Below are 26,269 nucleotides of genomic sequence, written 5' to 3' on the forward strand. Positions count from 1 at the left end.
CAACAGTGGTCCGCGGCCCAACATTCCCGGGCCTTTACCCCAGTGACCCGGCCCACTTCACCACCGCGTCGGTGATGATCGCCACGACCTCGTCCGGCCCGATCTCCGCCCGCTTCGGCACGGCGAAGCCATGATCGCCGTACGGCACCTCGACCAGTTCATAAGTGCCCTTCGGGAATTCCTCGGGCCTCCCGAACGGGTCGTTGCCGCCCTGGACGACGAGCGTGGGCACCCCGGCGCCGAGCAGTTCGTCGGCGCGGGACTTCTCGGGCTTGCCGGGCGGGTGGAGCGGAAAGCTGAGGGCGAGGACGCCGGCGGCTCCCAGCTCCACGGCCGTACGGCAGGCGACCCGGGCCCCGGCGCTGCGTCCGCCCGAGATCACGGGCAGCCCGGACTCGGCGACCGCGGGCCAGATGCCCCGCCACCCCACGTCCAGGGTCTTCGGCGCGGGCGCCAGCTTCTTTCCGGCCACACGCCAGGGCTGCTCCACGAGGGCGACGCTCACGCCGTGCTCCGGCAGCTCGGCGGCGATCGCCCGAAGGTCCCGCGCCTCGATGCCGCCGCCCGCGCCATGGCTCACGGCCAGCACGAGCCGCGCCTTCTTGGCCCGGTGCCAGGTGATGCGGGCGTCCCCCGCGTCGGTGCTGATGATCTCGGTCGTCACGCTAGAAGAGTGTGCCCTCTTCGGGCCCTTCCAGCTCCTTCAGCAGCTCCGGCCCGTTGTTGCGGACGTTGCTGACCGCGGTGGTGACGGGGTAGGCGCGCATCAGTCCGGGGGGCGGCGGGGCGAGCAGCTCGCGCAGGTCGTCGGGGTCGGTGCGGGACGGGTCGAGCCAGCTGTCCCAGCGGTCGGGCGTCAGCATCAGCGGCATCCGGGGGTGGATGTCGGACAGCGTGTACGGCCCGTCGGCGGGCGCCACCGCCAGCGGGGTCTGCTCCGCCTCCGTCGTGATCACCGAGCAGGTCACCCACCAGGCCTGCGGATGGTCGTCGGGCAGCGTCTTGTCCCGCCAGAACTCGTACAGCCCGGCCATGGCGAACACGGACCCGTCGGCGGGGAGCACGAAGTAGGGCTGCTTGCGCGGCCGCTTCTTCTTCCCCTCCTCCTCCAGGTCCCGCTCCTGCTTGCCGGTGACCCACTCGTAGTAGCCGTCGGCGGGCAGGATGCACCGGCGGGTGGCGAAGGCACGGCGGTACGACGGCTTCTCGTGCACGGTCTCCGCCCGCGCGTTGATCATCCGCGCGCCGCCCTCGGGGGTCTTCGACCAGGAGGGGACGAGCCCCCACTTGAGCTTGCGCAGCTGCCGAACCGGTCGCTTCTCGTCGGCGTCTTTCACAGGACGGTCCAGGACCGCGTAGACCTCTTTGGTCGGGGCCACGTTGTAGTCGGGCTCCAGGGTCTCCTCGGGCTCCCACTTCTCGATCTCAAAGATTCCTGCGAGATCCTCGGGCCTACGACTCGATGCATACCGTCCGCACATACGTGCCACACTGCCAGACTCCGTATGAACAGAGGGAGCACCCCGGACACATGGACAGCAGCACAGCGACCTCTCTGTGGGACGAGCTGATCGGCACCCAGACCGACCCGGACGTGTGGGTGGTGATCGCGACCCTCGTCGCCGCGGTCGCGGTGGTCGTCCCACACGGCCTGTGGCGCCTCGCCCGCAACGCCATCACCATCGCCCACGAAGGCGGCCACGGCCTGATCGCGCTGCTCACCGGCCGACAGCTCACCGGCATACGCCTCCACTCCGACACCAGCGGCCTCACGGTCAGCCGCGGCAAGCCGTACGGCCTCGGCATGATCCTCACCGCCGCCTCCGGCTACACCGCTCCCCCACTCCTCGGCCTCGGCGGCGCCGCGCTCCTCGGCGCCGGCCGCATCACCCTGCTGCTGTGGCTGGCCACGGCCCTGCTCCTGGCGATGCTGGTCATGATCCGCAACGCCTACGGCGCCCTGACGGTCGTCCTCACCGGCGGCACCTTCGTCCTGGTCTCCTGGCTGGCAGGTCCGCAGGTGCAGGCGGCGTTCGCGTACGCGGTTGTCTGGTTCCTGCTGCTCGGGGGCGTACGCCCGGCGTTCGAGCTGCAGGCGAAGAGGGCGCGGGGAGGGGCGGGGGACTCGGACGCGGATCAGTTGTCGAGGCTGACGCATGTGCCGGCGGGGATGTGGCTGTTCCTGTTCCACGCGGTGAGCTTGTGCTCGCTGATAGGAGGGGGACGTTGGCTGCTGGACGTGTGAGGTCAGCGCCCCTTCAGGGGCGCGGGGAACTGCGCGACCAGCCCCCACGGCGCCGCACCCGAACGACGACCCACTACTAAAGTGGGCCGCATGACCGCTAACCCCGCAGACACCACCCTCTGGCCCGCCCCCCATGCGACCGGAGCCGTCGACGCGACGGTCCACGTGCCCGGGTCGAAGTCGGTCACCAACCGCGCACTCGTGCTGTCTGCCCTCGCCTCAGAGCCCGGCTGGCTCCGCCGCCCCCTCCGCTCCCGCGACACCCTGCTGATGGCCGACGCCCTACGGGCGATGGGCGTCGGCATCGAAGAGGGCGTAGGCCCCAACGGCACGGGCGAGACCTGGCGCGTCCTGCCCGCAGGGCTCCGCGGCCCCGCCACCATCGACGTCGGCAACGCAGGCACCGTCATGCGCTTCCTGCCTCCCGTCGCCGCCCTCGCCGACGGCGAAATCCGCTTCGACGGCGACCCGAGGTCGTACGAGCGCCCCCTGAGCGGCGTGATCGACGCCCTGCGCGTCCTCGGCGCCCGGATCGACGACGACGGCCGCGGCACGCTGCCGCTGACCGTGCACGGCGGTGGCGCGCTGGACGGCGGCCCGGTGGAGGTCGACGCGTCCACGTCGTCCCAGTTCGTGAGCGCGCTGCTGCTCTCCGGCCCGCGCTTCAACCAGGGCGTGGAGGTCCGCCACATCGGCGCGACGCTGCCCTCGCTGCCCCATATCCGGATGACCGTCGACATGCTGCGCAGCGTCGGCGCCCAGGTGGACACCCCGGAGTCGGGCGGCGAGCCGAACGTCTGGCGGGTCACGCCGGGCGCGCTGCTCGGCCGGGACCTGACGGTGGAGCCGGATCTGTCCAACGCCCAGCCGTTCCTGGCGGCGGCGCTGGTGACCGGCGGCAAGGTGCTCGTCCCGGACTGGCCGACGCGGACCACCCAACCCGGTGACCGGCTGCGGGAGATCTTCACCGAGATGGGCGGTTCCTGCCAACTGACCGAGTACGGCCTGGAATTCACCGGGTCCGGCGCGATCCACGGCATCGATGTCGACCTGAGCGACGTGGGCGAACTCGCGCCCGGCATCGCGGCCGTGGCCGCCCTCGCCGACTCCCCCTCCACGCTGCGCGGCGTGGCGCATCTGCGGCTGCACGAGACGGACCGGCTGGCCGCGCTGACCAAGGAGATCAATGAACTCGGCGGCGATGTGACGGAGACCGCCGACGGGCTGCACATCCGCCCGCGCGCGCTGCACGGCGGGATCTTCCACACGTACGAGGACCACCGCATGGCCACCGCCGGCGCGGTCATCGGCCTCGCGGTGGAGGGCGTGCAGATCGAGAACGTGGCGACGACGGCGAAGACGCTGCCGGACTTCCCCGACCTGTGGACCGGGATGCTCGGGAGCGGCGGGGCGTAGGGGACACACGCCATGCGTCGCTACGGCAAGCACACCGACGAGGACGACATCCGCAGCCGCCCGAACCGCAAGGGCAACCGGCCGCGGACGAACATCCGCCCCAAGCACGAGGACGCGGCCGAGGGAATGGTCCTCACCGTCGACCGCGGCCGTCTGACGTGCCTCGTCGACGACCGGATCGTGCTGGCGATGAAGGCCCGCGAACTGGGCCGCAAGGCCGCGGTGGTCGGCGACATGGTGTACCTCGTCGGCGACCTCTCCGGCAAGAAGGACACCCTCGCCCGCATCGTCCGCATCAGCCCGCGCACCTCGGTGCTGCGCCGCACCGCGGACGACGACGACCCGTACGAGCGCGTGGTCGTCGCCAACGCCGATCAACTCGCCATCGTCACCGCGCTCGCCGACCCCGAGCCGCGCCCCCGCCTCGTCGACCGCTGTCTGGTGGCGGCGTTCGACGGCGGCCTGGAACCGCTGCTCGTGCTCACCAAGTCGGACCTCGCCCCGCCCGACAAGATCCTGGAGCTGTACGGCGCCCTCGACATCCCGCACGTCGTCACCAGCCGCGAGGAACTGGAGAACGGCGACGCGGCAAACCGGGTGCTCGAGCAACTCGACGGCAAGATCACGGCGTTCGTGGGCCACTCCGGCGTCGGCAAGACCACGCTGGTCAATGCCCTGGTGCCCAAGGACCGCCGACGCACCACCGGACATGTGAACGCGGTGACCGGCCGCGGCCGGCACACGACGACATCGGCGCTCGCGCTGCCGCTGCTGGGCGGCGGCTGGGTCATCGACACCCCGGGCCTACGGTCCTTCGGGCTGCACCACGTGGATCCCTCCCGGGTCATCCATGCCTTCCCCGACCTGGAGCCGGGCACCGAGGGCTGTCCGCGCGCGTGCAGTCACGACGAGCCCGACTGCGCGCTGGACGCGTGGGTGGCCGAGGGCCATGCGGACCCGGCACGGCTCTACTCCCTGCGTCGGCTGCTGTCCACGAGGGAACGGAAGGAAGGCGACTGACCTTCGCGTTGTTTGTCTGAACGCAAGGTCGGTAAGTGCATAATCGCACCGAGTCCGATCCAAGCCAGACGAAGCAGTCGACGTGTACACGGGAGGACAAGACATGGCGTGGCTGCTGGTGGTTGTGGCAGGACTCCTCGAAACCGGTTTCGCCGTCTGCCTGAAGCTGTCGCACGGCTTCACCAGACTGTGGCCGACCGTCGCGTTCTGCATCTTCGCGCTCGGCAGCTTCGGTCTGCTGACGCTGTCCCTGAAGAAGCTCGACGTGGGCCCTGCCTACGCGGTGTGGACGGGCATCGGCGCGGCGGGCACCGCCATCTACGGCATGGTCTTCCTGGGCGACCTCGTGTCGACGCTGAAGCTCGTCTCGATCAGCCTGGTGATCGTGGGCGTCATCGGGCTCCAGCTGTCGGGCTCGGCCCACTGACCCGCATCACACCAACTGCCGGTGCAGCGCGCCCCGTACGAGATCCGCGACGCCTCCCTCGCCGGGCGGGGCCGCCACGCAGGACAGCGCCAGCCGGACGACCAGTTCGCAGGAGCGGGCCAGTTCGGCGGCTTCCGACTTGTGGGTGCCGGGTCCGGCCAGCACCGCCACGGCACGGTCACGGACCAGGGCCACGAAGTCGCCGGGTGAGGGCAGCGGCCCGTCCGCCCGCCGCTGTGCCGGCACCGCCGAGGTGGACGGCACGGCCGAGAGCGTCGGCGAGGGCAGCCGCTCGCTCCAGCAGCCGGTGAGCATGGCCCGTACGAGCGCGTTCTCCCGGGCCGCCGACGCGGTCCACTCGGCGGTGGCGGTGAGCCGGTCGCGGGTGTCGTGGTTCGTGGCGAGGGCCCGCTCGACGCCGGCGAGATAGGCGTCGGCCTCTCGGCGGACGAGGGCCCTGGCGAGCCCTTCCTTGCTCCCGAACTCGTTGTAGAGCGTCTGCCGGGACACCCCGGCCGCCGCGGCCACATCGACCATCCGCACCGCGGCCCATGGCCGCCGCGCCAGCGCCGTGTATGCGGCGTCCAGTAGGGACTCCCGCGCTGCAGGCATCATCGCCTCCCGAGCCCGACCGACTCTGCGCCCAGATTTGACGCGCACGGGGGCACTGTCAAGGGTTCGCGAGGGCACAAGGGGGCGCGCGACACCTGTCGTAGGCCATCCGGGCGATCGGGCACCGTGCACACCGATCCCCCACATCCCCCTGTAGCCCGGCCGTGACCGCGAAAGATACGGTTCAGGCATGGCCGACTACCATGACGACCTCCGCTTCGCCCACGTCCTCGCGGACGCCGCCGACGCGACGACCATGGCCCGCTTCAAGGCCCTCGACCTGAAGGTGGAGACGAAGCCGGACATGACTCCGGTGAGCGAGGCGGACAAGGCCACCGAGGAACTCATCCGCGGCCAGCTGCAGCGCGCCCGCCCCCGGGACGCGGTCCTCGGCGAGGAGTACGGCATCGAGGGCACCGGCCCCCGGCGCTGGGTCGTCGACCCGATCGACGGCACCAAGAACTACGTACGCGGCGTCCCCGTCTGGGCCACGCTGATCTCCCTGACAGAGGCGAGCGAGGGCGGATACGAGCCCGTCGTCGGCCTTGTCTCCGCCCCCGCGCTGGGCCGCCGCTGGTGGGCCGCGAAGGGGCACGGCGCGTTCACCGGCCGCAGCCTCTCCTCGGCCTCCCGGCTGCACGTCTCCCGCGTCTCGAAGCTGTCCGACGCCTCCTTCGCGTACTCCTCGCTCACCGGCTGGGAGGACCAGGGCCGCCTGGGCGGCTTCCTGGACCTGACCCGCGAGGTGTGGCGCACGCGCGCGTACGGCGACTTCTGGCCGTACATGCTGGTCGCCGAGGGCGCGGTCGACATCTGCGCCGAGCCCGAGCTGTCCCTGTGGGACATGGCCGCGAACGCGATCATCGTGACGGAGGCGGGCGGCGCCTTCACCGGCCTCGACGGCCGCCCGGGCCCGCACAGCGGAAACGCGGCCGCGTCGAACGGTCTGCTGCACGAGGAGTTCCTGGGGTATCTCAATCAGCGCTACTGAGCTCCACGAGCTCCACGCGCCCCCTTGTTGACCGTCTCTTTGCCTGTCACTCTGAAAGTCCCGCCCCTTGTGAATTTGTGAAACGATGAACAAGCGGATGAAACAAGCGGCGGAGACCCTCAGGAGGTGGCTGCATCCATGCTCGTCCGCGACGCCATGAGCACAGTGGTCCTCACCATCGGCCCCACCCACACCCTTCGCCAGGCCGCCGCGCTGATGTCCACCCGCCGGGTGGGCGCGGCCGTCGTCCTTGACCCCGACGCCGGCGGTATCGGCATCCTCACCGAACGCGACATCCTGATCTCCGTCGGCCTCGGCGAGGACCCGGACACGGAGTACGCCCACGCGCACACCACCACCGACGTCGTGTTCGCCGCTCCGTCCTGGACCCTGGAGGAGGCCGCTCACGCCATGGCACACGGCGGCTTCCGCCACCTGATCGTCCTCGACCACGACGAGCCCGTCGGCATCGTCTCGGTCCGCGACATCATCCGTTGCTGGGCTCCCCTGCGGCAGCAGGTACCGGCCTGAGCCCACGCGAACGGGCCGGACCCCCCTGTGCGGGGAATCCGGCCCGCCTCGGCAAGCGATCCAGTGCTGGTGGGTGTGTCAGCCGCGCAGGGTCTGGACCGCGGCCTCCAGCCGCTTGCCGAAGTCACCGTCCGCCTGACGGAAGTTGTCGATCGCGCGCTCGGCGATGTCGTCGCGCGAGACCTTGGCGATGAAGCCCGCCAGATTGGCGATCAGACGCTCCCTCTCGTCCTCGGACATCAGCCGGTAGAGATTGCCCGCCTGCACGAAGTCGTCGTCCTCGGCGTGCACCGGGGCCGGGTGGTTGCCCGTGCCGCCGTTCACGGCGGTGGCGGACCACAGCGGGCGGTCCGTCTGGAACGGGCCACCGAAGCTGTTCGGCTCGTAGTTCTTCGCGCCCTTGTGGCGGCCGTCGTACAGGAAACCGTCACGGGAGTTGGTGCGCGCCTCGGTGGCGTGCGGGCGGTTCACCGGCAGGTGGTCGGCGTTGATGCCGACGCGGTAGCGGTGGGCGTCGCCGTACGCGAACAGCCGCCCCTGGAGCATCTTGTCGGGCGAGGGGCCGATACCCGGCACGAAGTGCGCGGGGCTGAAGATGGACTGCTCGACCTCGGCGAAGATGTTCTCCGGGTTGCGGTTGAGCTCCAGCTTGCCGATCTCGATCGGCGGGTAGTCCGCGTGCGGCCACACCTTGGTGAGGTCGAACGGGTTGAAGCGGTACGTCGCCGCGTCCGCCTCCGGCATGATCTGCACCTGCACGGTCCAGGTCGGGAACTCGCCCCGCTCGATGGCCTCGCGCAGGTCGCGCTGGTGGCTGTCGGGGTCCTCACCGGCGAGCTTGTTGGCCTCGGCCTGCGTGAGGTTCTTGATCCCCTGGTCGGTCTTGAAGTGGTACTTGACCCAGAAGACCTCGCCCGCCTCGTTGTTCCACTGGAACGTGTGCGAGCCGTAGCCGTTCATGTGGCGGTACGACGCCGGGATGCCGCGGTCACCGAAGAGCCAGGTCACCTGGTGGGTCGACTCGGGGCTGAGGCCCCAGAAGTCCCAGACGTTGTCCGCCTCCTGGGAGCCCGTGTACGGGTCGCGCTTCTGGGTGTGGATGAAGTCCGGGAACTTGATGGCGTCCTTGATGAAGAACACCGGGGTGTTGTTGCCGACGAGGTCGTAATTGCCCTCCTCGGTGTAGAACTTCAGCGCCCAGCCGCGCGGGTCGCGCACCGCGTCGGCCGCACCGAGGTTGCCCGCGACCGTGGAGAAGCGCAGGAAGGTCTCGGTCTGCTTGCCGACCTCCGAGAGGAACTTGGCGCGCGTGTACCGCGTCACGTCGGCGGTCACCGTGAAGGTGCCGTAGGCGCCGGCGCCGCGGGCGTGCACCACGCGCTCCGGGATGCGCTCCCGGTTGAAGTGGGCCAGCTTCTCCAGCAGCAGCTGGTCCTGGACGAGCACCGGGCCGCCGACGCCCGCGGTCTCGCTGTTCTGGTTGTCCGCGACCGGTGCCCCGGCCTCCGTAGTGAGCGGTCCCTGCGTCACGTGCGCCTCCTGCGTCAGTCCTGCCCCCGAGCTGTTCTGGACCGATCCTACATTAGACTTAATCCAAATCAAGCCGCCCTCCAAACTCACACCCATTCGGATTCTGGTCCTTAGCTGTTAAGCTGTGCGCATGAGCGACCTTCTGGAACGGCTGCGCGGACGCGGATGGCGGATGACCGCGCAGCGGCGCGTCGTGGCCGAGGTCCTCGACGGCGAACACGTCCACCTGACGGCCGACGAGGTCCACGCGCGGGCTGTGGCCAAGCTGCCCGAGATCTCCCGGGCGACCGTCTACAACACGCTGGGCGAGCTGGTGACCCTCGGCGAGGTGCTCGAGGTCGCCACCGACAAGCGCGCCAAGCGGTACGACCCGAACGCCCACCAGCCGCACCACCACCTGGTCTGCGCCCAGTGCGGCGCCATCCGGGACGTCCACCCCACCGGCAACCCGCTGGCCGACCTCCCCGACACGGAGCGCTTCGGCTTCACCGTCTCGGACGTCGAGGTGACCTACCGCGGGGTGTGCCCGAACTGCGCCACGGCGTAAGCACATACGGCTTCGAGCCCCGGCACCGACAAGGCGCCGGGGCTTTCCGCTGCACCCACACCCTTCCCGTATCTGACGGGTCGTCATATCGTCGGCGGCACCCACCAGTCCGTTCCGCACTCCGCGAGGAGACACCGTGGGAGAGCCGTATCCGAAACTCAGCGCCAGTGATCTGACCCGAACCTTCGGCCGGGGCCCCGGGGCCGTGCACGCCCTCGGCCCCCTCGATCTGGCCGTCGCCCCCGGCGAGTTCGTCTGCCTCGTCGGCCCCTCGGGCTGCGGCAAGTCCACGCTGCTGCGTATCGCCGCGGGCCTACTCCGCCCGAGCACCGGCCGCCTGGAGATCCGTACCTCCAGCCCTCGCCCGGCCGCCATGATCTTCCAGGACTACGGCATCTACGACTGGAAGACCGTCCGCGCCAACGTCCGCTTCGGCCTGGACATCCAGCGCGTCCCGCGCCGCGAGGCGAACGCGCGCGCCGACGCCTGGCTGACCCGCATGGGCCTGGCCGACTTCGCCGACGCCTACCCGGCCACGCTCTCGGGAGGCATGCGCCAGCGCGTGGCGATCGCCCGGGCGCTCGCGGTGGAACCCGAACTCCTGCTCATGGACGAGCCGTTCGCCGCCCTCGACGCCCAGCTCCGCATGATCCTCCAGGACGAACTCCTGGGCATCACCCAGTCGCTGAGGACGACGACCCTCTTCATCACCCACAGCCTGGAGGAGGCGATCGTCCTCGGCGACCGCGTCCTGGTGATGTCGGCCCGCCCGGGCCGCCTCATCGCCGAACGCCACCCCCCGTTCCCGCGCCCGCGCACCGGCGACATCCGCTCCACCCCCGAATTCACGACCCTGAAGACCGAGCTGTGGGACCTGCTGCGCAAGGAGGCGGTACCGGCATGACGACGATCGCTCCCGACCGCACATCGGTCCTGGTCCGCGCTCCGGGCCCGCACGAACTCCATCCCGTACGCACCCACCGCCGCCGACGCGCCCTGGAACTGTCCCTGGCGGTCGCCGTCCCCCTCCTGCTGATCCTGCTCTGGCAACTGGCCGCCACCCAGGCCTGGATCGACGACCGCGTCTACCCGGCCCCGTCCACGATCCTCGCCGACGGCTGGGACCGGGCCGCGGCCGGCGACCTCTGGCCGGACGTGTGGGCGACCCTGAAACGCGTCCTGGCGGGCTACGCGGTCGGCACGGCGGCCGGCTACGCCCTGGGCCTGCTGATGGGCTCCCTGTCGCTCGTACGGGCGGCGCTGGAGCCGCTCCTGGACGCCCTGTACGTCGTACCGAAACTGGCCCTGCTGCCGATCTTCCTGAACATGTTCGGCCTGGGCGAGGGCCCGCAGGTGGCCCTGGTGGCGGCGACGGTCTTCTTCTTCGTCTGGATCTCGACGATGTCCGCGGTGATGTCGATCCCCGCCGGCCACCGCGACGCGGGCCAGGTCTTCGGCGCCTCGCCCTGGCAGATGTTCCGGCACGTCCTGCTGCCCGCCTCCCTCCCCGCGGTCCTGGTCGGCGCCCGGATCGCGGCGGGCGTGGCCGTCCTCGTCATCGTCGCCTCGGAACAGATCGCCGCGACGAACGGCCTCGGCCACCTCATCTTCGACTCCCGCGCGCTCTTCCAGAACGACGTCATGTTCGTCGGCATCGTCTGCGTGGCCGTCCTGGGCGTGCTCTTCTCCGAACTGGTGCGCGTCGTCGGCCGATTGCTCACACCGTGGGCACCACGAGACAGGGGACGGGGCCAGTCATGAGGATGCGTGTGATTCGTTCGTACGGTGTCGCAGTCGTCGTCGCCGGACTGCTGGCGTCGGCGGGCTGCTCGGCGTCGCCGTCGTCCCGCTCGGAGCCTCAGGCGGACGCGGCTTCGCGCACGATCCGCCCGGTGCAAGGCTGCGGGGAGACGTCGTGGACGGACCCTGCCGACATGTCCCCGAAGCGACAACCGGCGCGCTGTGAGCCGGGAGCGCCTGCCCCGCGGCGGCTGCCCGAGACACGGAAGCTGACGATCGCGACGGGGACGCTGAGCGCGGAGTATGTGGCGCCGCTGCAAGTCGCCCTCGACAAGGGCGAGTTCAAGCGGGAGGGCCTGGACGTCACCCTGAAGGTGCTGCCCACGCCGGACGCGCTGCCGTTGCTGGCCAAGGGCGAGATCGACGCGCTCTGGGCGGCGCCGGAAGCGGCGGTGATGAACGGGCTGCGGGGCGGCTTCGACATCAGGTGGGTCGCCGGGAACTTCTCACCCGACCCCACGTCGAAGAGCGGCCTGTGGGTCCGCCTCAAGGAGGGCGAGAGCGCGGACCGGGTGGCCATGGCCGGCCGCAAGCTGGGCACGATGATCGGCAAGGGCTCCGTGATCGCGTACCCGATGGAACAGGCCCTGGAGCAGCACGGCGGCGGCCTCGACAAGATCCAGTACCAGCAGCTCGGCTCCGCCGACGTCCTCACCGCCCTCCAGAACGGCGGCGTCGACTCCGCCTGGCTCCTCGACCCGGTCTGGCGCAAGGTCGACGGCACCCCCGGATACGCCTTCCTCGGCGGCCAGCCCCCCGGCGAGCCCCTGGGCGGCCTGCTGTACGGCCCGAGCCTCCTGAACGACGACGTGGACGCGGGCGTGGCGTTGATCCGGGCATACATCCGCACGGTGAACTCGTACTTCGCGTCCGACTACAAGAAGAATGCGAGCTTCGTCACATACTTGGCGAATCTCCTGAAGGCCGACAAGGAGATCCTCCAGTCGACCCCGTCCCTCCGCGTGGACTGGGAAATCCGCGCCGGCACAACGGACCGCCTCCAGTCGGCATACGCCGCCCAGGGCGTGGCGGAGGGCGACCCCCTACCGGAATCACAGACGGTGAACCGAACCCTCTACGAGGAGGCAGTGGGCCACCGCCCCTGACACACACCTAGGGCCCGGATCCTCTCAAGGATCCGGGCCCTAGGCCTTCAGTAGCGGGGACAGGATTTGAACCTGCGACCTCTGGGTTATGAGCCCAGCGAGCTACCGAGCTGCTCCACCCCGCGTCGATGAATGGAACATTACGTCAAGGACGCGGACAGAGGCAAATCGCTTAACGGCGGCTGCTGAGCTACGGGCAGCCGTCCCGCCAAGCTGCGGGCATGCGTGCCGCCTGGGGCGATGGGGGTCCCCCCGCTCGAGCGAAGCCGAGAGTGGGGGAGGGTGGGCGCAGGCGGCGCCCCGTCAGCGCCGGGCCGCGCGACTCACCCCGCCCCAGCCCCCACGCCGGTCAACCGGCAATCCGGCTCCAGCACAGGCGCAGCGTCACGCCGACAGTTCCTCCCGCAGAGCGTCCCGCAACCGCCCCGCCCGCTCCGAAACCTCCGCCGGCCCCAGCGTCACCGCACGATCAGCCCACCGCTGCCCCTCAGCCAGCTCCCCACGACGCGCGTAGACCAGGGCAAGTCGCAACGCCGCCCGCCCATGCCCCGCGTCAGCGGCCCGCGCCCACCACACGGCAGCCTCGGGCTCACTCCCCTCCCGAGCCAACAGCAGCCCAAGATTGAACGCGCCGTTCCGGGACCCGGCCTCCGCAGCCTCCCGGTACCACCGAGCCGCCTCCACGACATCGCCCCGCGCAGCGGCCAGCATCCCGACCCGCACCTGCGCCCGCCGATGCCCTTGCGACGCGGCCCGCTCGTACCACTCCTCGCACTCGCTCCGCTCCCGCACCGGCTCCCCGAGCTCATGCGCGGGCTCAGGCGGCCGCCGCGCGTCCAGCACGGTCGCCAGCCGATACGCGGCCTCGATACTGCCGCCCCCCGCCGCACACCGCAGATGCCGCTCGGCCGCCCGCTCATCGCCCTCACGCAACCGCGCGATCCCGACCTGAAGCGCCGCCTCCGTATGCCCGGCGGCGGCAGCACGCTCGTAGCACCGCAGCGCGACCTCGTCCTCACCCCGCCCGGCGTACAGGATCCCGAGGTTGAACGCGGCGTCCACGCTCCCGGCCTCCGCCGCCTTGGAGAACCACGGCTCGGCACCGGCCGTGTCGCCGCCCTGGAGCAGCAGGATCGCCAGCGCGTTCGCCGCCTCCCGGTGCCCGGCGTACGCCGCACGCCGGTACCACTGCTCGGCCTGCGCTGTCCGCCCCTGCTCGGCGCAGAGCAGCCCGAGGTTGTACGCGCCGTTGACGTCGCCGGCGTCCATCGCGGCCCGGTACCACCGCTCGGCGGTCTGGGTCTCCCCGCGCTCGGCATGCAGCGCGCCCAGCGCGTTCGCCGCGTTGCCGTCGCCGTCCTGGGCGGCCCGCAGCCACCACACGGCGGCGCTCTCGGAGTCGCCCGCGTCGCGCAGCAGGAACCCGAGCGCGCAGGCGGCCCGCGCCTCTCCGTCCTTGGCGGACGTCAGATACCAGCGCCCGGCCTCCTTCAACTGCCCACGCTTCTCCAGGATCGCCCCGAGGTGCAGCGCGGCCCGCCGGTGCCCGCGTGCGGCGGCCTGCCGGTACCACTGCTCGGCCTCGCCCACGAGCGAAGCACCGGCACCGTCGTCGGTCCCGCTCTCGCCCTCTTGCGCGGCCTTGCGGTCGATCGCCCGCGCCAGCCGGTACGCCGCCTCCCGGTGCCCCCGCTCCGCCGCTGCCCGCATCCACGCGCCGGCCCCGTCGTCGCCCCGGTGCTCCAGCAGATCGGCGAGCGCGTACGCGCCGAGGGCGTGCCCCTGCTCGGCGGACTGACGCAGCCAGTACTCGGCCGCGGGCTCGTCGCCGCGCTCCCGGTGGTGACGGCCCAGCGCATGCGCGGCGGCGGCGGACCCGGCGACGGCGGCGATGCGCCACCAGCCGGCGGCCTCGTCGGCGTACCCGCGCTGGTGCAGCAGGACACCCAGGTTGTTGGCGGCGGCCCGGTCACCGGCCGCGGTGGCGGCGCGCAGATGGGCTTCGGCTCCGTCGAGGTCACCGCGGCGCAGCAGCAGGGCCCCGAGGACACTCATCGCCTCGACGTCACCGGCTTCGGCGGCGAGCCGCTGCCGGGCCTCCTCGGCGGCATCACCGGTTTCGTCCCGGTCCGCGGACTGGACAAAATCGTTCACGCGACGCTCAAGATCGGTCGCAGATGAGGCCATGGGGGACGGGAATTCGGGCACGGACATATCGCCCGTCGACTGCGAAAGGTCGGCAGGCTCCCCAAACCGCCCTGTCTCCAACAGAGTTGCCTTGTCCCCCATAACGTCCATCGTCGCACCACCTGCAACCTGGGTACACCTGGTATACCGCAGCCAGTGAGGTCACTTCAGCGTTTTGTCGACTTGCCCACAGAACGACAAGTCAAACACACATCGCTCAACTCCCCACGGCGGCACGGCCATCCCCCAGGTCGGCACATGCGTTCGCACATACACCGAAGGCCCGGATCCTTTTCAGGATCCGGGCCTTCGTATCAGTAGCGGGGACAGGATTTGAACCTGCGACCTCTGGGTTATGAGCCCAGCGAGCTACCGAGCTGCTCCACCCCGCGCCGTTGTTCGGCAACCGTATCACGGCGCGGGACGGTCTCGATCAACTGCTGTCCGGGCTCCTGCTGGGACTGGGACTGCCGCTCGGAGTGGCGCTGGGACTGGGACTGGAGCCGCCGTTCCCCCCACCGGTGTCACCGGCCTTCGCCTGCGCGTCCTCGGCCCGCTGGAGCGCCTCTTGGAGGTCGTCCTGCGCCCGCCCGTACGCCTCCCAGTCACCCTTCTTCAGGGCTTCCTGGCCGGCGTCGAAGGCCTCCTGGGCGTCGTTCAGCGCCTCTTGGACCGTCGGATTGGTGGACGTCGGCGGCGGAGTCGTATCGCCGTCATCCGGTGGTGGTGGCGGCGGCTCGGTCGTCGCGCCCTCCGCTCCGAAGACCTTGTTGAGGGCCTCGTCGAGGGTGTCCTCGAAGGCGGTGTTGCCGCCGTAGGTCACCAACACCTTGCGCAGGAGTGGGTACTTGAGCCCGCCACCGCGGACGTAGACGGGTTCGACGTACAGCAGTCCCCCGTCCAGTGGCACCGTCAGCAGGTTGCCGTACTCGACTTCGGAGTCGCCGCCCTGCAGCAGCCTGATCTGCTCAGCGATGTCCTGTTCGGAGTTGAACTGGCTCTGGACCTGTTTGGGTCCGTTGACGGTCGTACTCGTCGGCAGTTTCAGGACTCTGATCTTGCCGTAGTCACTGGTGCCCGCCTCGGCGTCGACCGACATGAACGCGCTGAGGTTGTCCCGCCCGTTGGGCGTGAACGTCGTCGTCAGCGAGAACGCCTGCGCCTGCTGATCGGGCATCTTCAGGCTCTGGTAGTACGGCGGCACCGCGTTGCCCGACTTGTTGGTCGGGTCGTCCGGCACCTGCCACACCTCGCTGCCGCTGAGGAACGTGTCCGCGTCCTCCACGTGGTAGCGGGTCAGCAGCTCACGCTGGACCTTGAACAGGTCCTGCGGGTACCGGAGATGGGCCATCAGGTCCTTGGAAATGTCGCTCTTGGACTCGACCGTGCCCGGGAACGCCTTCATCCAGGTCTTCAGGACCGGGTCCTCGGTGTCCCACTGATAGAGCTTGACCTCGCCGGTGTACGCGTCGACGGTCGCCTTCACCGAGTTGCGGATGTAGTTGACCTGGTTCTGCTGGGCCACCACCGCGCGCGAGTTGTTGGTCGCGGTCAGCGAGTCGGCCGTCGAGGAACCGAGCGTCGTACGGGACGCGTATGGATAGCCGTTCGTCGTCGTGTACGCGTCGACGATCCACTGGATCTTGCCGTTCACCACCGCCGGATAGGCGTCGCCGTCGATGGTCAGCCACGGGGCCACCGCCTCGACGCGCTCCTTGGGCGTGCGGTTGTACAGGATCCGCGAACCCTCGCCGATCGCACCGGAGTAGAGGATCTGCGGCTCGCTGAACGCCACCGCGTACGCCGCCCGGTTGACCGGGTTGGCGAGGTTGACGCCGCTCTTGGCCTCGTAGCTGTACGTCTTCTCGCCGCTGTCGTCGGAGTAGTCGATCTCCTTCTGGGGACCGCCGACGATCGAGTACTCGCTGGTCTTCTCGCCGTAGTAGACGCGCTGCTGATACGTCCCCAGCTCTCCCTTGGAGGGCAGGTCGGACTCCGTGAACACCGGGCGGCCCTCGGCGTCGACCTGAGTGCCCTTGGCGGCGACCACGCCGTACCCGTGGGTGTAGCGGAAGTGGTCGTTGATCCAGTTGTTCTTCGGAATGCCCTGGAGGTTCAGCTCACGCAGACCGATGACCGTGTCCTGGTCCTTGCCCTTCTCGCTGTAGCGGTCGACGTCCAGGTTGGTCGGGAACGAGTAGTAGTTCCTGATCTGTTGGAGCTGCTGGAACGTGGGCGAGACGACGTTCGGGTCCATGATGCGGATGCTCGCCGTGGAGTCGACGTCGTCCCGCAGCGTGGCCTTGTCCTCGGTCTTGCTGACACCGCTGTAGTCGGTGACCTTGGCGTCGTCGATGCCGTAGGCCTGGCGCGTCGCCTCGAGGTTCTTGTTGACGTACGGCGCTTCCTTGGCCTGCTCGTTGGGCTGGACCTCGAACTTCTGGACGATCGCCGGGTACAGACCGCCGATGAGGATCGCCGACAGCACCATCAGGCCGAAGCCGATCAGCGGCAGCTGCCATGTGCGCCGCCACAGGGTGGCGAAGAACAGCAGCGCGCAGATGACGGCGATGCAGAACAGGATCGTCTTGGCGGGCAGATAGGCGTTCGCGTCGACGTACCTGAGGCCGGTCCAGTTGTCGGTCGCCTTGAAGTCGCTGGACTTGACCGCGAGGCCGTACCGGTCGAGCCAGTACGCGACCGCCTTCAGGGCGACGAACGTGCCGATGAGCACCGACAGATGGCTGGTGGCCGCGGCGGTGGCGCGCGCCCCCGGGCTGGTGATGCGCAGCCCGCCGTACAGGTAGTGCGTGAGCGCGGCGGCGATCAGGGAGAGGATCGCGGTGGCGAAGCCGAAGCCGAGCAGGAAGCGGTACCACGGCAGGTCGAAGGCGTAGAAGGCGACGTCGAGGTGGAACTGCGGGTCCTTCTGGTTGAAGGGCACGCCGTTGACCCACATCAGCCAGGTCCGCCACTGCCCCGACGCCGAAGCGCCCGCGATCAGGCCGATCAGGGAAGTGATGCCGAGCAGCAGCCACTTCTTGTACGGCGCGATGCCCATGCGGTAGCGGTCGAGGTTCTGCTGCTCCATCGACATGGCGCTCAGCGGTGGGCGCAGCCGGTGGGCCAGCCAGATGTTGAAGCCGACCGCGAGGGCCATCAGGAGACCGAAGACGAAGAACAGCCCGATCTTGGTCCACAGCGTGGTCGTGAACACGGACGAGTAGTTCACCGACCGATACCAGAGCCAGTCGGTCCAGAAACCCGCGAACATGGTGAACGCCATGCCGAGTACGGCAAGGACGCCCAGCGTCATGAGCAGGGTCCGGACCCGCCGGGACGGGCGGCCCACTCTGATCCGTGGCCCCGTCGGGCCTCCGCCGCGGTCCGGCATCTGGAAAGCCAAGGTGTGCACCTCGAAGTTCGCTGTTGGTCTGTCGGGCCCTCGTGTTCGCGGGCCGTCCGAAGGGCCCCGTGATCGTAGGCCCTCACCTATGCAACTTACTCACGCTTTACTCGGTTCCCGATTCGGGTGGGGAACGAGGCAGGATTGTGACCATGTCCAACACTCCCATGGCAGCGAGCCCTCTGACCCGGGCCGTACTCGAGATCGACGAGTACGTCTCCGGCCTCGGCTGGGACCAGCCCGCGCGCCTCTTCGCCCTCGTAGACACCTCCCGGTTGCGGGCCGAACAGCCCTCGCTCGCGGACCGGCTCGGCCTGGGGGACGAGCAGGAGACCACCACCGGTCTCACCCCGATCGAGCAGGACGAAATTCCAACGGGCAAGCCACTCGACGAGTTCCTCGGCACCATCGCCTGGCCCGACGCGGTGGTCGGCTGCGCGCTCAGCGTGGAACGCCTGATGCTGCCGCCGTCCGCCGAAGCGTCCGTGCCGGAAGGCATGAGCGAGCAGAAGCTCGCCCAGTGGGTCGCCGACCACCCCAAGCGCCAGGAGGTCCGGATGACGGTCGGCGTCCTGCGCGGCGGCGACCGCGAATCGGCCCTGAGGCTGCGTGAGAAGGACACGCCGACGGAGGTCCTCACCGGTTCCGAGCTGGTGCCGGGGCTGGCTCAGGCGCTGGCGGCGACGTTCGAGGAGTAGCCCGGTCGGCTACTTCGTCGTGCACTTCGGCAGATCGGCGGTGTCGCCGCTGCGGATGTCCTTGAGGGCGCCGAGGGCATCGTCGATGGTCTTCACCTTGACCAGGGTGAGGCCGTCGGGGGTGTCGTCGGCGGCGGCCGCGCAGTTGTCGGCGGGCGTCAGGAAGTACTGGGCGCCCTTCTCGCGCGCCCCGACCGTCTTCATCTCGATGCCGCCGATCGGGCCGACCTTGCCGGCGTCGTCGATGGTGCCCGTCCCGGCGACGAAGGACCCGCCGGTGAGGCTGCCCGGCGTGAGCTTGTCGTAGATGCCGAGCGCGAACATCAGACCGGCGCTCGGCCCGCCGACGTCGGCAAGCTTGATGTCGATGGTGAACGGGAACGTGTGGTCCGTCCCGGCGGAGATCCCGACGATGGCGCGCTCCTCGCCGGTGTCGTCGGACTTCGTGGTCCGTATGGTGACCTTCTCCGTCTTGGTCGCCGCCCGCTGTTCCTTCTCGGCGGCGGCCTGCTCCTCGGCGGGCACGATGGTGAAGGCGACATCCTCACCGGGCTTGTGCTTGGTCACCAGTTCGGCGACGTCCTCGGGCTTCTTCACGGTCGTCCCGTCGACGGACTTGATCACATCGCCGGCGTGCAGCCTGCCCTCGGCCGGGGAGTCCTTGAGGACCGTCGAGACGATCACCCAGGACTTCACCGGGACGTCCAGCGCCTTCAGGGCGGCGACCTTCGCGCTCTCCTGGGACTGGCTGAACTCCTCGGCGTTCTCCTGGGTGGACTCTTCCTCGGTCTTGCCGTCCGGGTAGATCGTGTCGTGCGGCACGACCTTGTTGTCGTGCGCGAGCCAGCCGTAGACCGCCTCGACGAGGTTCATCCGGTAGTCGGCGCTGGTGACCCGCACCGTGGTCATGTTCAGATGCCCGCTCGTCTCGTACGTCTTCCGCCCGGAGATCCGCAGCACCGGCTCGCCGTCGTGGTCCCCGAGCGTGTTCACCGTCGGCCCCGGCGACATCTCCGCATACGGCACGGTGATGAAGACTCCGGCGCACAGGAGCGCTATCAGCAGCAGGGTGGAGGCGAGCATCGTCGCAGTGCGGCGTGGCATGGAACGACAGTACGGGACGCCGCTGTCAGCGGACCGTCAGGGCCGTCCGTCCGGGCGGCCGGCCCCTGTCACGTACGGGTGCGGGGCTTCTCCATGGCCTCGCGGAAGCGCGCGTACCCGTCGAGCTCGGGACCGTCACCCCGCGCCCTCCGGGTCCGGTTGGCCCAACTGCCCCACAGACCGGCACCGATCGCAGCCACAAGCGGAATCAGCAACCAGGCGAGCGCCGCCATGCCGTCCTCCCATCCCCATGAGCGACCGCAACTGACTGATCAGCAGATTAACCAGCTGCACGGACAACGCTCACGCCGGGGGTCGGGTTACGCAACCGGAGGGTGGCCCGGTGTTCGGTCAGCAGGCGCCGACCCACTCTTCCGTCCCATCAGAGAACTTCTGGTGCTTCCAGATCGGCACTTCGTGCTTGAGGTCGTCGATGAGTTTCCGGCAGGCCTCGAAGGCCTCACCCCGATGCGGGCACGAGACGGCGACGACGACGGCGAGGTCCCCCACCTTGAGGTCCCCGACCCGGTGCACCGCCGCGAGCGCGCGCACGGGGAACTCGGCGACGACCTTCTCGGCGATCCGCCGCATCTCGGCCTCGGCACTGGGATGGCACGAGTATCCGAGCTCATCGACATCGGCGCCCTCGTCGTGATTCCGCACGGTCCCGACGAACAGAGCGGTCCCGCCGGCGGCGTCGTCCCCGACGGCCTTGAAGACCTCGTCGAGGGAGAGGGCCGTCTCCCGGATGGCGATCAGCTGGATGGGATCGTGCGCGGCCTGCTCACCGGGGTGATCGTTCGTGGGTGCCATGTCTCCATCGTGCCCCACGCCACTGACAACCCGGAAGGGAACTTTCACCAGGCACGCGCGCGTGGAGCTTCGGAGCCTCCTACAAGAACCCGCGTCCGGGCACTCGTATCCGTCAGACCCGACGCCGGGCCTTCCGGGCCCGCCGCACCACGGCCGCCGCACCGAGCAGCGCCACCGTCGCACCCGCGGCGCCCGCCGCCGTCGCGTCCTTGCGTCCCAGCCGCCGCCCGACGACCGTGCGCCGACCGGAGACCTCCTCCAGCAGCTCCGCGAGGACCTCCTCATTGGTCCACTGCGGCCGCCACCCGGCGTCATGCAGCCGGCTCCCGCTCACCACCCACGGATACATCGTGTAGGCCAGATCCCCCGCCGGAGACGGCGTGAGCCCGATCCGGTGCAGCCGAGCCGCCGCGCCCAGCGCGACCGCGGACGGCAGCTCCATCCGCCGGATCCCGCTCAGCTCCTCGACCTCCTCCTGCTCCAGCCACCCGTCACATCCGACGGCCAGCTCCCCGTCGACCTTCTCCAGGACGGCGTACTCCAGAGCACTGCACAGATCCTCGACATGACAGAACTGCCAGGCGGGCCGGGACCCGGCGACGACAAGCAGCCGAGGCGACTCGAAGTACCTGGTCAGCGCGGTGTCGGTGCCCCCGACGAGCACCGAGGGCCGGACGACGGTGACATTGAGCCCCGGGTGAGCCCGCGGAGCCCGTCGCGCGAGCCGCTCGATCTCCAGCAGATCCCCGACCCCGGTGGCCTCGGCCGTGGCCCGCAGCTCCGCGTCCTCGGACAACGGCAGCTCGTTGTCCGGCAGCGCCCCGTAGACCATCGCCGACGTACACACGACCACCCGGTGCACCCCGGCCGCCGCGGCGGCGGTCAGCACGGTCTGTGTCCCCCGGACGTTGTAGGCCGTTCGGGCCGCGGCGTCGGTCTCCAGATCCAGGTCGAGCGCCAGATGCACCACCACGTCCGCGCCCCGCAGCTTGTCCGCGATCGCCGGATCCCGCACGTCGAGGATGTGCCACTGGGCACCGGCGCACTCGCCGCGCCGCTCGTCGATCGCGATGACCTGCTTGATCTCCTCGGACGCGGCGAGCCGCTCGGTGAGCAGCGCACCGATGCCGGACGCGGCACCGGTGACCGCGACGACGGGCCCGCGCAGAGCGGACGCGGGCGTGGTTGAGTGGTTTCGCGCTGCGCGAACCTGTGGATCTGGGGAACTCACCGGGCGTCTCCAGCGGTTGTCTTCAGTACGAACGCGAGCGACGCGTGCGTACCAGGTGCATCCATCCTGCCGCAGGCCACGAGTCGGCGGAGCACCGAGGCCCGAACGGCCCCGGGTGTCTACGCTGGGTGGTGTTATCGGGCAGTCGTGCCGCCGGAGCCAACCGGTGGCCTTAACAGCCGAGGAATCCCGTGAGTGACACCCCATTCGGATTCGGCCTTCCGCCGGAGGAGCCGGAAGACGGCGACGAGGGCAAGAAGAAGGACCAGGAGAGCGGTGGTGGTCAGGGCCCGGCCAACCCGTTCGGTTTCGGCGGGCTGCCCGGAGCTTCAGGCCCCGGTGCGGACAATCCGTTCGCGGCCATGTTCGGCTCGCTGAACCCCACCGACCTGGGCGCCGCGTTCCAGCAGCTCGGCCAGATGCTCTCGTACGAGGGCGGGCCGGTGAACTGGGACATGGCCAAGCAGATCGCCCGCCAGACGGTCTCCCAGGGCACGTCGGACGGCGTCAAGGACGCGAGCGTCGGCCCCTCCGACCGCACCGCGGTCCAGGAGGCCGTCCGCCTGGCCGACCTGTGGCTCGACGACGCGACCTCGCTGCCGTCCGGCGCGGGCACCGCCGTGGCGTGGAGCCGCGCGGAGTGGGTCGAGGCGACCCTGCCCGCGTGGAAGGAACTGGTCGACCCGGTCGCCGAGCGCGTCGGCGCGGCCATGGGCGATGTCCTGCCGGAGGAGATGCAGGCCATGGCGGGCCCGCTGATCGGCATGATGCGCTCCATGGGCGGCGCCATGTTCGGCACGCAGATCGGACAGGCCGTCGGCGTGCTCGCGGGCGAGGTGGTCGGCTCGACCGACATCGGCCTGCCGCTCGGCCCGGCCGGCAAGGCCGCGCTGCTGCCCGTGAACATCGAGGGGCTGGGCAAGGACCTCGGTGTGCCGAAGGAGGAGGTGCGGCTGTATCTCGCCCTGCGCGAGGCCGCCCACCAGCGCCTCTTCGCACATGTGCCGTGGCTGCGCTCGCACCTGTTCGGTGCAGTCGACGGGTACGCGCGCGGGATCAAGGTCGACACCGCCAAACTGGAGGACGTGGTCGGCCAGTTCGACCCGCAAAACCCCGAGCAGCTGCAGGACGCCCTCCAGCAGGGCATGTTCCAGCCGGAGGACACGCCCGAGCAGAAGGCGGCCCTGGCCCGTCTGGAGACGGCTCTGGCGCTCGTCGAGGGCTGGGTCGACGCGGTGGTGCACGCCGCCGCGAAACCCCGCCTGTCGTCCGCCGACGCGCTGCGGGAGACCCTGCGCCGCCGCCGTGCCACGGGCGGCCCCGCCGAGCAGACCTTCGCCACCCTGATCGGCCTCGAGCTGCGCCCCCGGCGCCTGCGCGACGCTTCCCGCCTGTGGGCCTCGCTCACGGACGCACGCGGTGTCGACGGCCGGGACGCCCTGTGGGCCCACCCGGACATGCTGCCGACGGCCACCGACCTGGACGACCCCGACGGCTTCGTGCACCGCGAGCAGCTCGACTTCTCCGAGCTGGACAAGATGCTCGGCGAGGCCGCGGACAAGCCCGACCTCAAGAAGCGGGACAAGAGCGAGGACGACGACACCGAGTGAGCCTGTACGACGACGCGGTCCTCGTGCTGAAGGGGTACGAGGGCCAGGAAGAGCTGCGCCAGGCGTACCTGGACCATCTCGCGGCACACCCGGACGGCATGTGGAAGGCCTGCGGAGACGGGCACATCACGGCGAGCGCCATGGTGATCGACCCATCGCGCGGGCGGGTCCTGCTGACGCTCCACAAGAAGATGCGCATGTGGCTGCAGATGGGCGGCCACTGCGAGCCGCAGGACACCTCTCTGCAGGCCGCCGCGCTGCGCGAGGCGACCGAGGAGTCCGGTGTCGCGGGGCTGACGCTGCTGCCGGGCGGCCCGGTGCGCCTGGACCGGCATCCGATCCCGCCGCCGTGCCACTGCCACTTCGACGTCCAGTACGCGGTCCTGGCACCGCCGGACGCGGTGCACGCGATCAGCGACGAGTCGCTCGACCTGCGCTGGTTCGCCTACGACGAGGTGGCGACCGTAGCGGACGAGTCGGTCGTACGACTGCTGGAAGCGACGCGCGCCAGGCTGTGAACGTGTAAGGGGCGACCGCCATGGTGGTCACCCCTTACCTGTCATGTGCGGTCAGCTCCAGGCGTTGCCTTGGTTCTGGCCCCGCGCCCCCTGCTGTCCCATGCCGAACTGCGCGGCGGCGCCCGAGCCGATCTGGGCGTTCTGCGGCGGCAGCAGCTCGCTGGGCTGGACCAGGGCGTAGCCGCTGCCCATGAAGCTGAGCTCCCAGCCCTCACCGGTGTTGCCGCGGCGGCGCCAGATGCCGGAGGAGTGCGTCTGGGCCTGCATCTGCACGCGCAGAGAGGTCGACCAGGCGACGATGGCGTCGGCGTCGCAGTTGACGTACTTGTCGGGTGTCACCTGCATCATCAGCGGGGCGCCCGAGGTCATCAGCGCGACCTTGCCGCGGCCGGTGATGTTGAGCTGGTACTTGCCGGAGCCGGAGATGCCGTAGAGGCTGTCGACGGCGATGACCTCGTGGTGCAGCGAGGAGTCCATGGCGAGGACGTAGCTGCTGTCGACGGTCAGCCCGTCGTGGTCCACCTCCATCACATGGACGTGCTGCGCGAGGTTGGCGAGGTAGACCGTGCCCTGCCCGTGACAGCGCATCAGGTCGAGGCCCTCGCCGGTGCGGGCACGCGCGCGGCCCTGATTGCGGCTCTGGTACTCGGCGTCGAACTCGACGAGGCCTTGGTAGGCGACCATCGTGCCCTTGCGGGCGAGGAGGTCCTCGTGACCGTCCACGGCGACGCGGAGCATCTGCTTGTTCTGCAGGCTCCAACGCTCCTGGGTCTGCTGGTCGTTGTAGGCGAAAAGCGGACTCTGCATGGTGGTGCTCCCCCTCAGCCCCGGACCCGGAGACGGTCGGTGCTGTCCTCGCTGGGCTGGACGACGACGATGCCCTGGCCGGAGAAGGCCATCTGGAAGGCCTCACCGCTGCCCCGGCCGATGAGCGACTGCGCCTTGAAGCTGCGCTTGCCCTTCACCTTGAGGTTCGGGGACCAGGCGACGAGCGCGTCCGGGTCGACGTACGTCTCGTCCTCGCCACCGCCGCAGTCGACGACGATCGGCTTGCCCCGGGAGGTCAGCGCGACCCAGCCCTGCCCGGAGATCTTGGTGTTCCACAGGCCCTGCCCGGCGAACTTCGCCAGCCCCTTGACCCGCTCGACGCCCCAGGTGAGGTGGGCGTCGAAGGCGAGCAGATTGGTGGCGTTGACGGAGATCCCATCGCCGTTGAGGTTGATCACGACGACATTGGCGCCGTAGTCCGCGAGGTAGAGCAGGCCGTCGCCGGAGGCTTTCATCAGGGGCGCGCCCTCACCGGTGGCCCAGTCGCGGGCGATCTGGCGGACGGCGGGCGGGTTGGGCTCGTACTGGACGAACCCCTCGTAGGCGACCATCGACCCCACGCGCGCGAGGAGGTCGTTTCCGGTCTGCATGGCGACCTTCAGCATGTGGTTGCCGTGGTTCTCCATGCGGGCGGTGACGGGTGCGGGAGCGTAGCCCGCGAGCGGCTGGTTCATGACGGGCTCTCCCTCAGATCTCGTACGGCTGGACGACGATGAAGTTGCCGGGAGCGCCGCGGAACTGGAGGTTGACGCTCTCCCCGGTGTCGCCGGGGTAGGAGTTGCGGCGCATGCGGACCTGGCTGGAGACGACCACCTGGGCGGCGGACGACCAGGCGACCACGGCGTTGCAGTCCGCGAACGTCGTGGGCGTGACCGGCAGCACCACGGGCGTGCCGTGCGTCTTCACGACGATCGTGCCGGTCCCGGTGAACTGCATCGTGAACAGCGCGCCTCCGGGGATGCCGTGTCCCTCGATCCGGCGGACCTCGTGCTGGAGGCCCTCGTCGAAGGCGAGGACGTTCTCGGCGGAGACACAGATGCCGTCGCCCTGGAGCTCGATGGGGTGCAGCATCGTGGAGTTCTCGGCGAGGAACACCTGGCCCTGGCCGGTACAGCGCATCAGCTGCATCTCCTGGCCGGTCGCGTTGCCCGCGATCCGGCCGGCGAAGCCCGCGCTCTTGTAGCTGAAGTCGACCTTGCCCTGGTAGAGCACCATGCTGCCCTGCCGGGCCAGCACGGGCTGCCCGCCGATGCCGAGGTCGACCCGGATCATCTTCTTGTTCTGCTGCGTCCAGCGCTGTCCGGTGGGCGTCTCCTTGAACTTCTGGAGCGCGGCGGTGACACCGGGAGCCTGCGGGGTTCCCTGGGGCGCCTGCCCGAACTGCTGCTGCTGTCCGTAGCCCGGGGGCGGGGTCGGCTGACCGTAGCCGGGCGGCGGCGTGGGGGCTTGCGGTGCCTGAGGAGCCTGCGGTGCCTGGGGCTGCGCGTAGCCGGGCGGCAGCGGGGCGGTCTGGCCGGGGGCCTGGCCGTACGGCGGTTGCTGCTGGCCGGGGGGCTGTCCGTAGGGCGCCGGGGCGGGGGCCGGGGGCGGCACCTGGGCGCCGCCCGGCGGTGTCATCGGGGCGACGATGGTGGGCGCGGCGTGCACGG

26 protein-coding genes and 2 tRNA genes are annotated in these 26,269 nt (G+C 70.1%); 13 read left to right on the plus strand and 15 right to left on the minus strand.

The window, feature by feature from the left end; translation table 11 throughout:
• Nucleotides 1-34: 34 nt before the first annotated feature.
• Together AB0I98_RS11555 and AB0I98_RS11560 are read right to left on the minus strand one after the other, a co-directional pair.
• Nucleotides 35-664 carry an alpha/beta family hydrolase gene (locus AB0I98_RS11555; RefSeq protein ID WP_362938826.1) on the minus strand — a complete coding sequence of 210 codons (630 nt, stop codon included), beginning with the start codon at nucleotides 662-664 and terminating at the stop codon, nucleotides 35-37.
• A 1-nt stretch (nucleotide 665) separates the two neighbouring features.
• Nucleotides 666-1,481, minus strand: coding sequence for an SOS response-associated peptidase (locus AB0I98_RS11560; RefSeq protein WP_362938829.1), 816 nt, complete (start codon nucleotides 1,479-1,481; stop codon nucleotides 666-668).
• 50 nt (nucleotides 1,482-1,531) lie between these two features.
• Here AB0I98_RS11560 and AB0I98_RS11565 point away from each other — a divergent pair, with 50 nt between their 5' ends.
• The 4 genes from AB0I98_RS11565 to AB0I98_RS11580 all read left to right on the plus strand — a co-directional run bounded on the left by AB0I98_RS11565 (nucleotide 1,532) and on the right by AB0I98_RS11580 (nucleotide 5,108).
• Nucleotides 1,532-2,245, plus strand: a complete 714-nt coding sequence (locus tag AB0I98_RS11565) for a M50 family metallopeptidase (RefSeq protein ID WP_362938832.1) — start codon at nucleotides 1,532-1,534, stop codon at nucleotides 2,243-2,245.
• 90 nt (nucleotides 2,246-2,335) lie between these two features.
• The gene (aroA, locus tag AB0I98_RS11570; protein WP_362938835.1) at nucleotides 2,336-3,661 is read left to right on the plus strand and encodes a 3-phosphoshikimate 1-carboxyvinyltransferase; all 1,326 of its coding nucleotides are present in this window, start codon (nucleotides 2,336-2,338) and stop codon (nucleotides 3,659-3,661) included.
• Nucleotides 3,662-3,673: 12 nt separating this feature from the next.
• On the plus strand, nucleotides 3,674-4,681 hold the full coding sequence (gene rsgA / locus AB0I98_RS11575) for a ribosome small subunit-dependent GTPase A (RefSeq protein WP_362938838.1): 1,008 nt from the start codon (nucleotides 3,674-3,676) through the stop codon (nucleotides 4,679-4,681).
• Between the two features lie 103 nt (nucleotides 4,682-4,784).
• Nucleotides 4,785-5,108, plus strand: a complete 324-nt coding sequence (locus AB0I98_RS11580; protein WP_362938841.1) for a multidrug efflux SMR transporter — start codon at nucleotides 4,785-4,787, stop codon at nucleotides 5,106-5,108.
• Nucleotides 5,109-5,114: 6 nt separating this feature from the next.
• Here the strand turns inward: AB0I98_RS11580 and AB0I98_RS11585 are convergent, their stop codons facing one another.
• Entirely contained in the window at nucleotides 5,115-5,723 is a 609-nt protein-coding gene (locus AB0I98_RS11585) for a helix-turn-helix domain-containing protein (RefSeq protein WP_362938844.1), read from the minus strand.
• A 187-nt stretch (nucleotides 5,724-5,910) separates the two neighbouring features.
• Here AB0I98_RS11585 and hisN point away from each other — a divergent pair, with 187 nt between their 5' ends.
• Entirely contained in the window at nucleotides 5,911-6,711 is an 801-nt protein-coding gene (gene hisN / locus AB0I98_RS11590; protein ID WP_362938847.1) for a histidinol-phosphatase, read from the plus strand.
• Between the two features lie 138 nt (nucleotides 6,712-6,849).
• Complete coding sequence (locus AB0I98_RS11595; RefSeq protein WP_210572943.1) at nucleotides 6,850-7,242, plus strand: CBS domain-containing protein; 393 nt, start codon at nucleotides 6,850-6,852, stop codon at nucleotides 7,240-7,242.
• A gap of 78 nt (nucleotides 7,243-7,320) precedes the next feature.
• Here the strand turns inward: AB0I98_RS11595 and AB0I98_RS11600 are convergent, their stop codons facing one another.
• Nucleotides 7,321-8,790: a catalase gene (locus AB0I98_RS11600; protein ID WP_362938901.1), complete on the minus strand. Its 1,470-nt coding sequence runs from the start codon at nucleotides 8,788-8,790 to the stop codon at nucleotides 7,321-7,323.
• A 112-nt stretch (nucleotides 8,791-8,902) separates the two neighbouring features.
• Here AB0I98_RS11600 and AB0I98_RS11605 point away from each other — a divergent pair, with 112 nt between their 5' ends.
• From AB0I98_RS11605 to AB0I98_RS11620, 4 genes are all read left to right on the plus strand, one after another.
• The gene (locus tag AB0I98_RS11605; protein WP_328357268.1) at nucleotides 8,903-9,319 is read left to right on the plus strand and encodes a Fur family transcriptional regulator; all 417 of its coding nucleotides are present in this window, start codon (nucleotides 8,903-8,905) and stop codon (nucleotides 9,317-9,319) included.
• A gap of 136 nt (nucleotides 9,320-9,455) precedes the next feature.
• Nucleotides 9,456-10,223 carry an ABC transporter ATP-binding protein gene (locus AB0I98_RS11610; RefSeq protein WP_328357271.1) on the plus strand — a complete coding sequence of 256 codons (768 nt, stop codon included), beginning with the start codon at nucleotides 9,456-9,458 and terminating at the stop codon, nucleotides 10,221-10,223.
• A complete protein-coding gene (locus AB0I98_RS11615) occupies nucleotides 10,220-11,080 on the plus strand; it encodes an ABC transporter permease (RefSeq protein ID WP_362938850.1) in 861 nt (286 codons plus the stop codon). Before AB0I98_RS11610 ends, AB0I98_RS11615 begins: the two co-directional genes overlap by 4 nt.
• A gap of 2 nt (nucleotides 11,081-11,082) precedes the next feature.
• The gene (locus AB0I98_RS11620) at nucleotides 11,083-12,225 is read left to right on the plus strand and encodes an ABC transporter substrate-binding protein (protein ID WP_362938853.1); all 1,143 of its coding nucleotides are present in this window, start codon (nucleotides 11,083-11,085) and stop codon (nucleotides 12,223-12,225) included.
• Nucleotides 12,226-12,276: 51 nt separating this feature from the next.
• Here the strand turns inward: AB0I98_RS11620 and AB0I98_RS11625 are convergent.
• From AB0I98_RS11625 to AB0I98_RS11640, 4 genes are all read right to left on the minus strand, one after another.
• A tRNA-Met gene (locus tag AB0I98_RS11625) sits at nucleotides 12,277-12,350 on the minus strand.
• 259 nt (nucleotides 12,351-12,609) lie between these two features.
• Nucleotides 12,610-14,523 carry a tetratricopeptide repeat protein gene (locus AB0I98_RS11630; RefSeq protein WP_362938856.1) on the minus strand — a complete coding sequence of 638 codons (1,914 nt, stop codon included), beginning with the start codon at nucleotides 14,521-14,523 and terminating at the stop codon, nucleotides 12,610-12,612.
• Between the two features lie 207 nt (nucleotides 14,524-14,730).
• Nucleotides 14,731-14,804, minus strand: a tRNA-Met gene (locus AB0I98_RS11635).
• 41 nt (nucleotides 14,805-14,845) lie between these two features.
• Complete coding sequence (locus AB0I98_RS11640; protein ID WP_362938904.1) at nucleotides 14,846-17,806, minus strand: UPF0182 family protein; 2,961 nt, start codon at nucleotides 17,804-17,806, stop codon at nucleotides 14,846-14,848.
• 164 nt (nucleotides 17,807-17,970) lie between these two features.
• Here AB0I98_RS11640 and AB0I98_RS11645 point away from each other — a divergent pair, with 164 nt between their 5' ends.
• A complete protein-coding gene (locus AB0I98_RS11645) occupies nucleotides 17,971-18,516 on the plus strand; it encodes a PPA1309 family protein (protein ID WP_362938859.1) in 546 nt (181 codons plus the stop codon).
• Between the two features lie 9 nt (nucleotides 18,517-18,525).
• Here AB0I98_RS11645 and AB0I98_RS11650 read toward each other — a convergent pair whose 3' ends face one another.
• From AB0I98_RS11650 to AB0I98_RS11665, 4 genes are all read right to left on the minus strand, one after another.
• Entirely contained in the window at nucleotides 18,526-19,620 is a 1,095-nt protein-coding gene (locus tag AB0I98_RS11650) for a PDZ domain-containing protein (protein ID WP_362938862.1), read from the minus strand.
• A gap of 68 nt (nucleotides 19,621-19,688) precedes the next feature.
• Nucleotides 19,689-19,853, minus strand: a complete 165-nt coding sequence (locus AB0I98_RS11655) for a hypothetical protein (RefSeq protein WP_362938865.1) — start codon at nucleotides 19,851-19,853, stop codon at nucleotides 19,689-19,691.
• Between the two features lie 118 nt (nucleotides 19,854-19,971).
• Nucleotides 19,972-20,433 (minus strand): molybdenum cofactor biosynthesis protein MoaE, encoded by a 462-nt coding sequence (locus AB0I98_RS11660; RefSeq protein ID WP_362938868.1) that lies wholly within the window; start codon nucleotides 20,431-20,433, stop codon nucleotides 19,972-19,974.
• Nucleotides 20,434-20,545: 112 nt separating this feature from the next.
• The gene (locus tag AB0I98_RS11665; RefSeq protein WP_210572311.1) at nucleotides 20,546-21,664 is read right to left on the minus strand and encodes an SDR family oxidoreductase; all 1,119 of its coding nucleotides are present in this window, start codon (nucleotides 21,662-21,664) and stop codon (nucleotides 20,546-20,548) included.
• Between the two features lie 191 nt (nucleotides 21,665-21,855).
• Between AB0I98_RS11665 and AB0I98_RS11670 the strand changes: the two genes are divergently transcribed.
• Both AB0I98_RS11670 and AB0I98_RS11675 read left to right on the plus strand, forming a co-directional pair.
• The gene (locus AB0I98_RS11670) at nucleotides 21,856-23,274 is read left to right on the plus strand and encodes a zinc-dependent metalloprotease (RefSeq protein WP_362938871.1); all 1,419 of its coding nucleotides are present in this window, start codon (nucleotides 21,856-21,858) and stop codon (nucleotides 23,272-23,274) included.
• Nucleotides 23,271-23,792 (plus strand): NUDIX hydrolase, encoded by a 522-nt coding sequence (locus AB0I98_RS11675; RefSeq protein WP_362938874.1) that lies wholly within the window; start codon nucleotides 23,271-23,273, stop codon nucleotides 23,790-23,792. Before AB0I98_RS11670 ends, AB0I98_RS11675 begins: the two co-directional genes overlap by 4 nt.
• A 51-nt stretch (nucleotides 23,793-23,843) precedes the next feature.
• Here AB0I98_RS11675 and AB0I98_RS11680 read toward each other — a convergent pair whose 3' ends face one another.
• The 3 genes from AB0I98_RS11680 to AB0I98_RS11690 form a co-directional block, all read right to left on the minus strand.
• Entirely contained in the window at nucleotides 23,844-24,599 is a 756-nt protein-coding gene (locus tag AB0I98_RS11680; protein ID WP_362938877.1) for an AIM24 family protein, read from the minus strand.
• Between the two features lie 14 nt (nucleotides 24,600-24,613).
• Nucleotides 24,614-25,294: an AIM24 family protein gene (locus tag AB0I98_RS11685; RefSeq protein ID WP_328357304.1), complete on the minus strand. Its 681-nt coding sequence runs from the start codon at nucleotides 25,292-25,294 to the stop codon at nucleotides 24,614-24,616.
• A gap of 13 nt (nucleotides 25,295-25,307) precedes the next feature.
• Nucleotides 25,308-26,269, minus strand: a 962-nt coding sequence (locus AB0I98_RS11690; protein WP_362938880.1) for an AIM24 family protein, incomplete at its 5' end; no start/stop codon positions are given.

The organism is Streptomyces sp. NPDC050211 (assembly GCF_040656035.1).
In the GTDB taxonomy this organism is placed as follows: Bacteria; Actinomycetota; Actinomycetes; order Streptomycetales; family Streptomycetaceae; genus Streptomyces.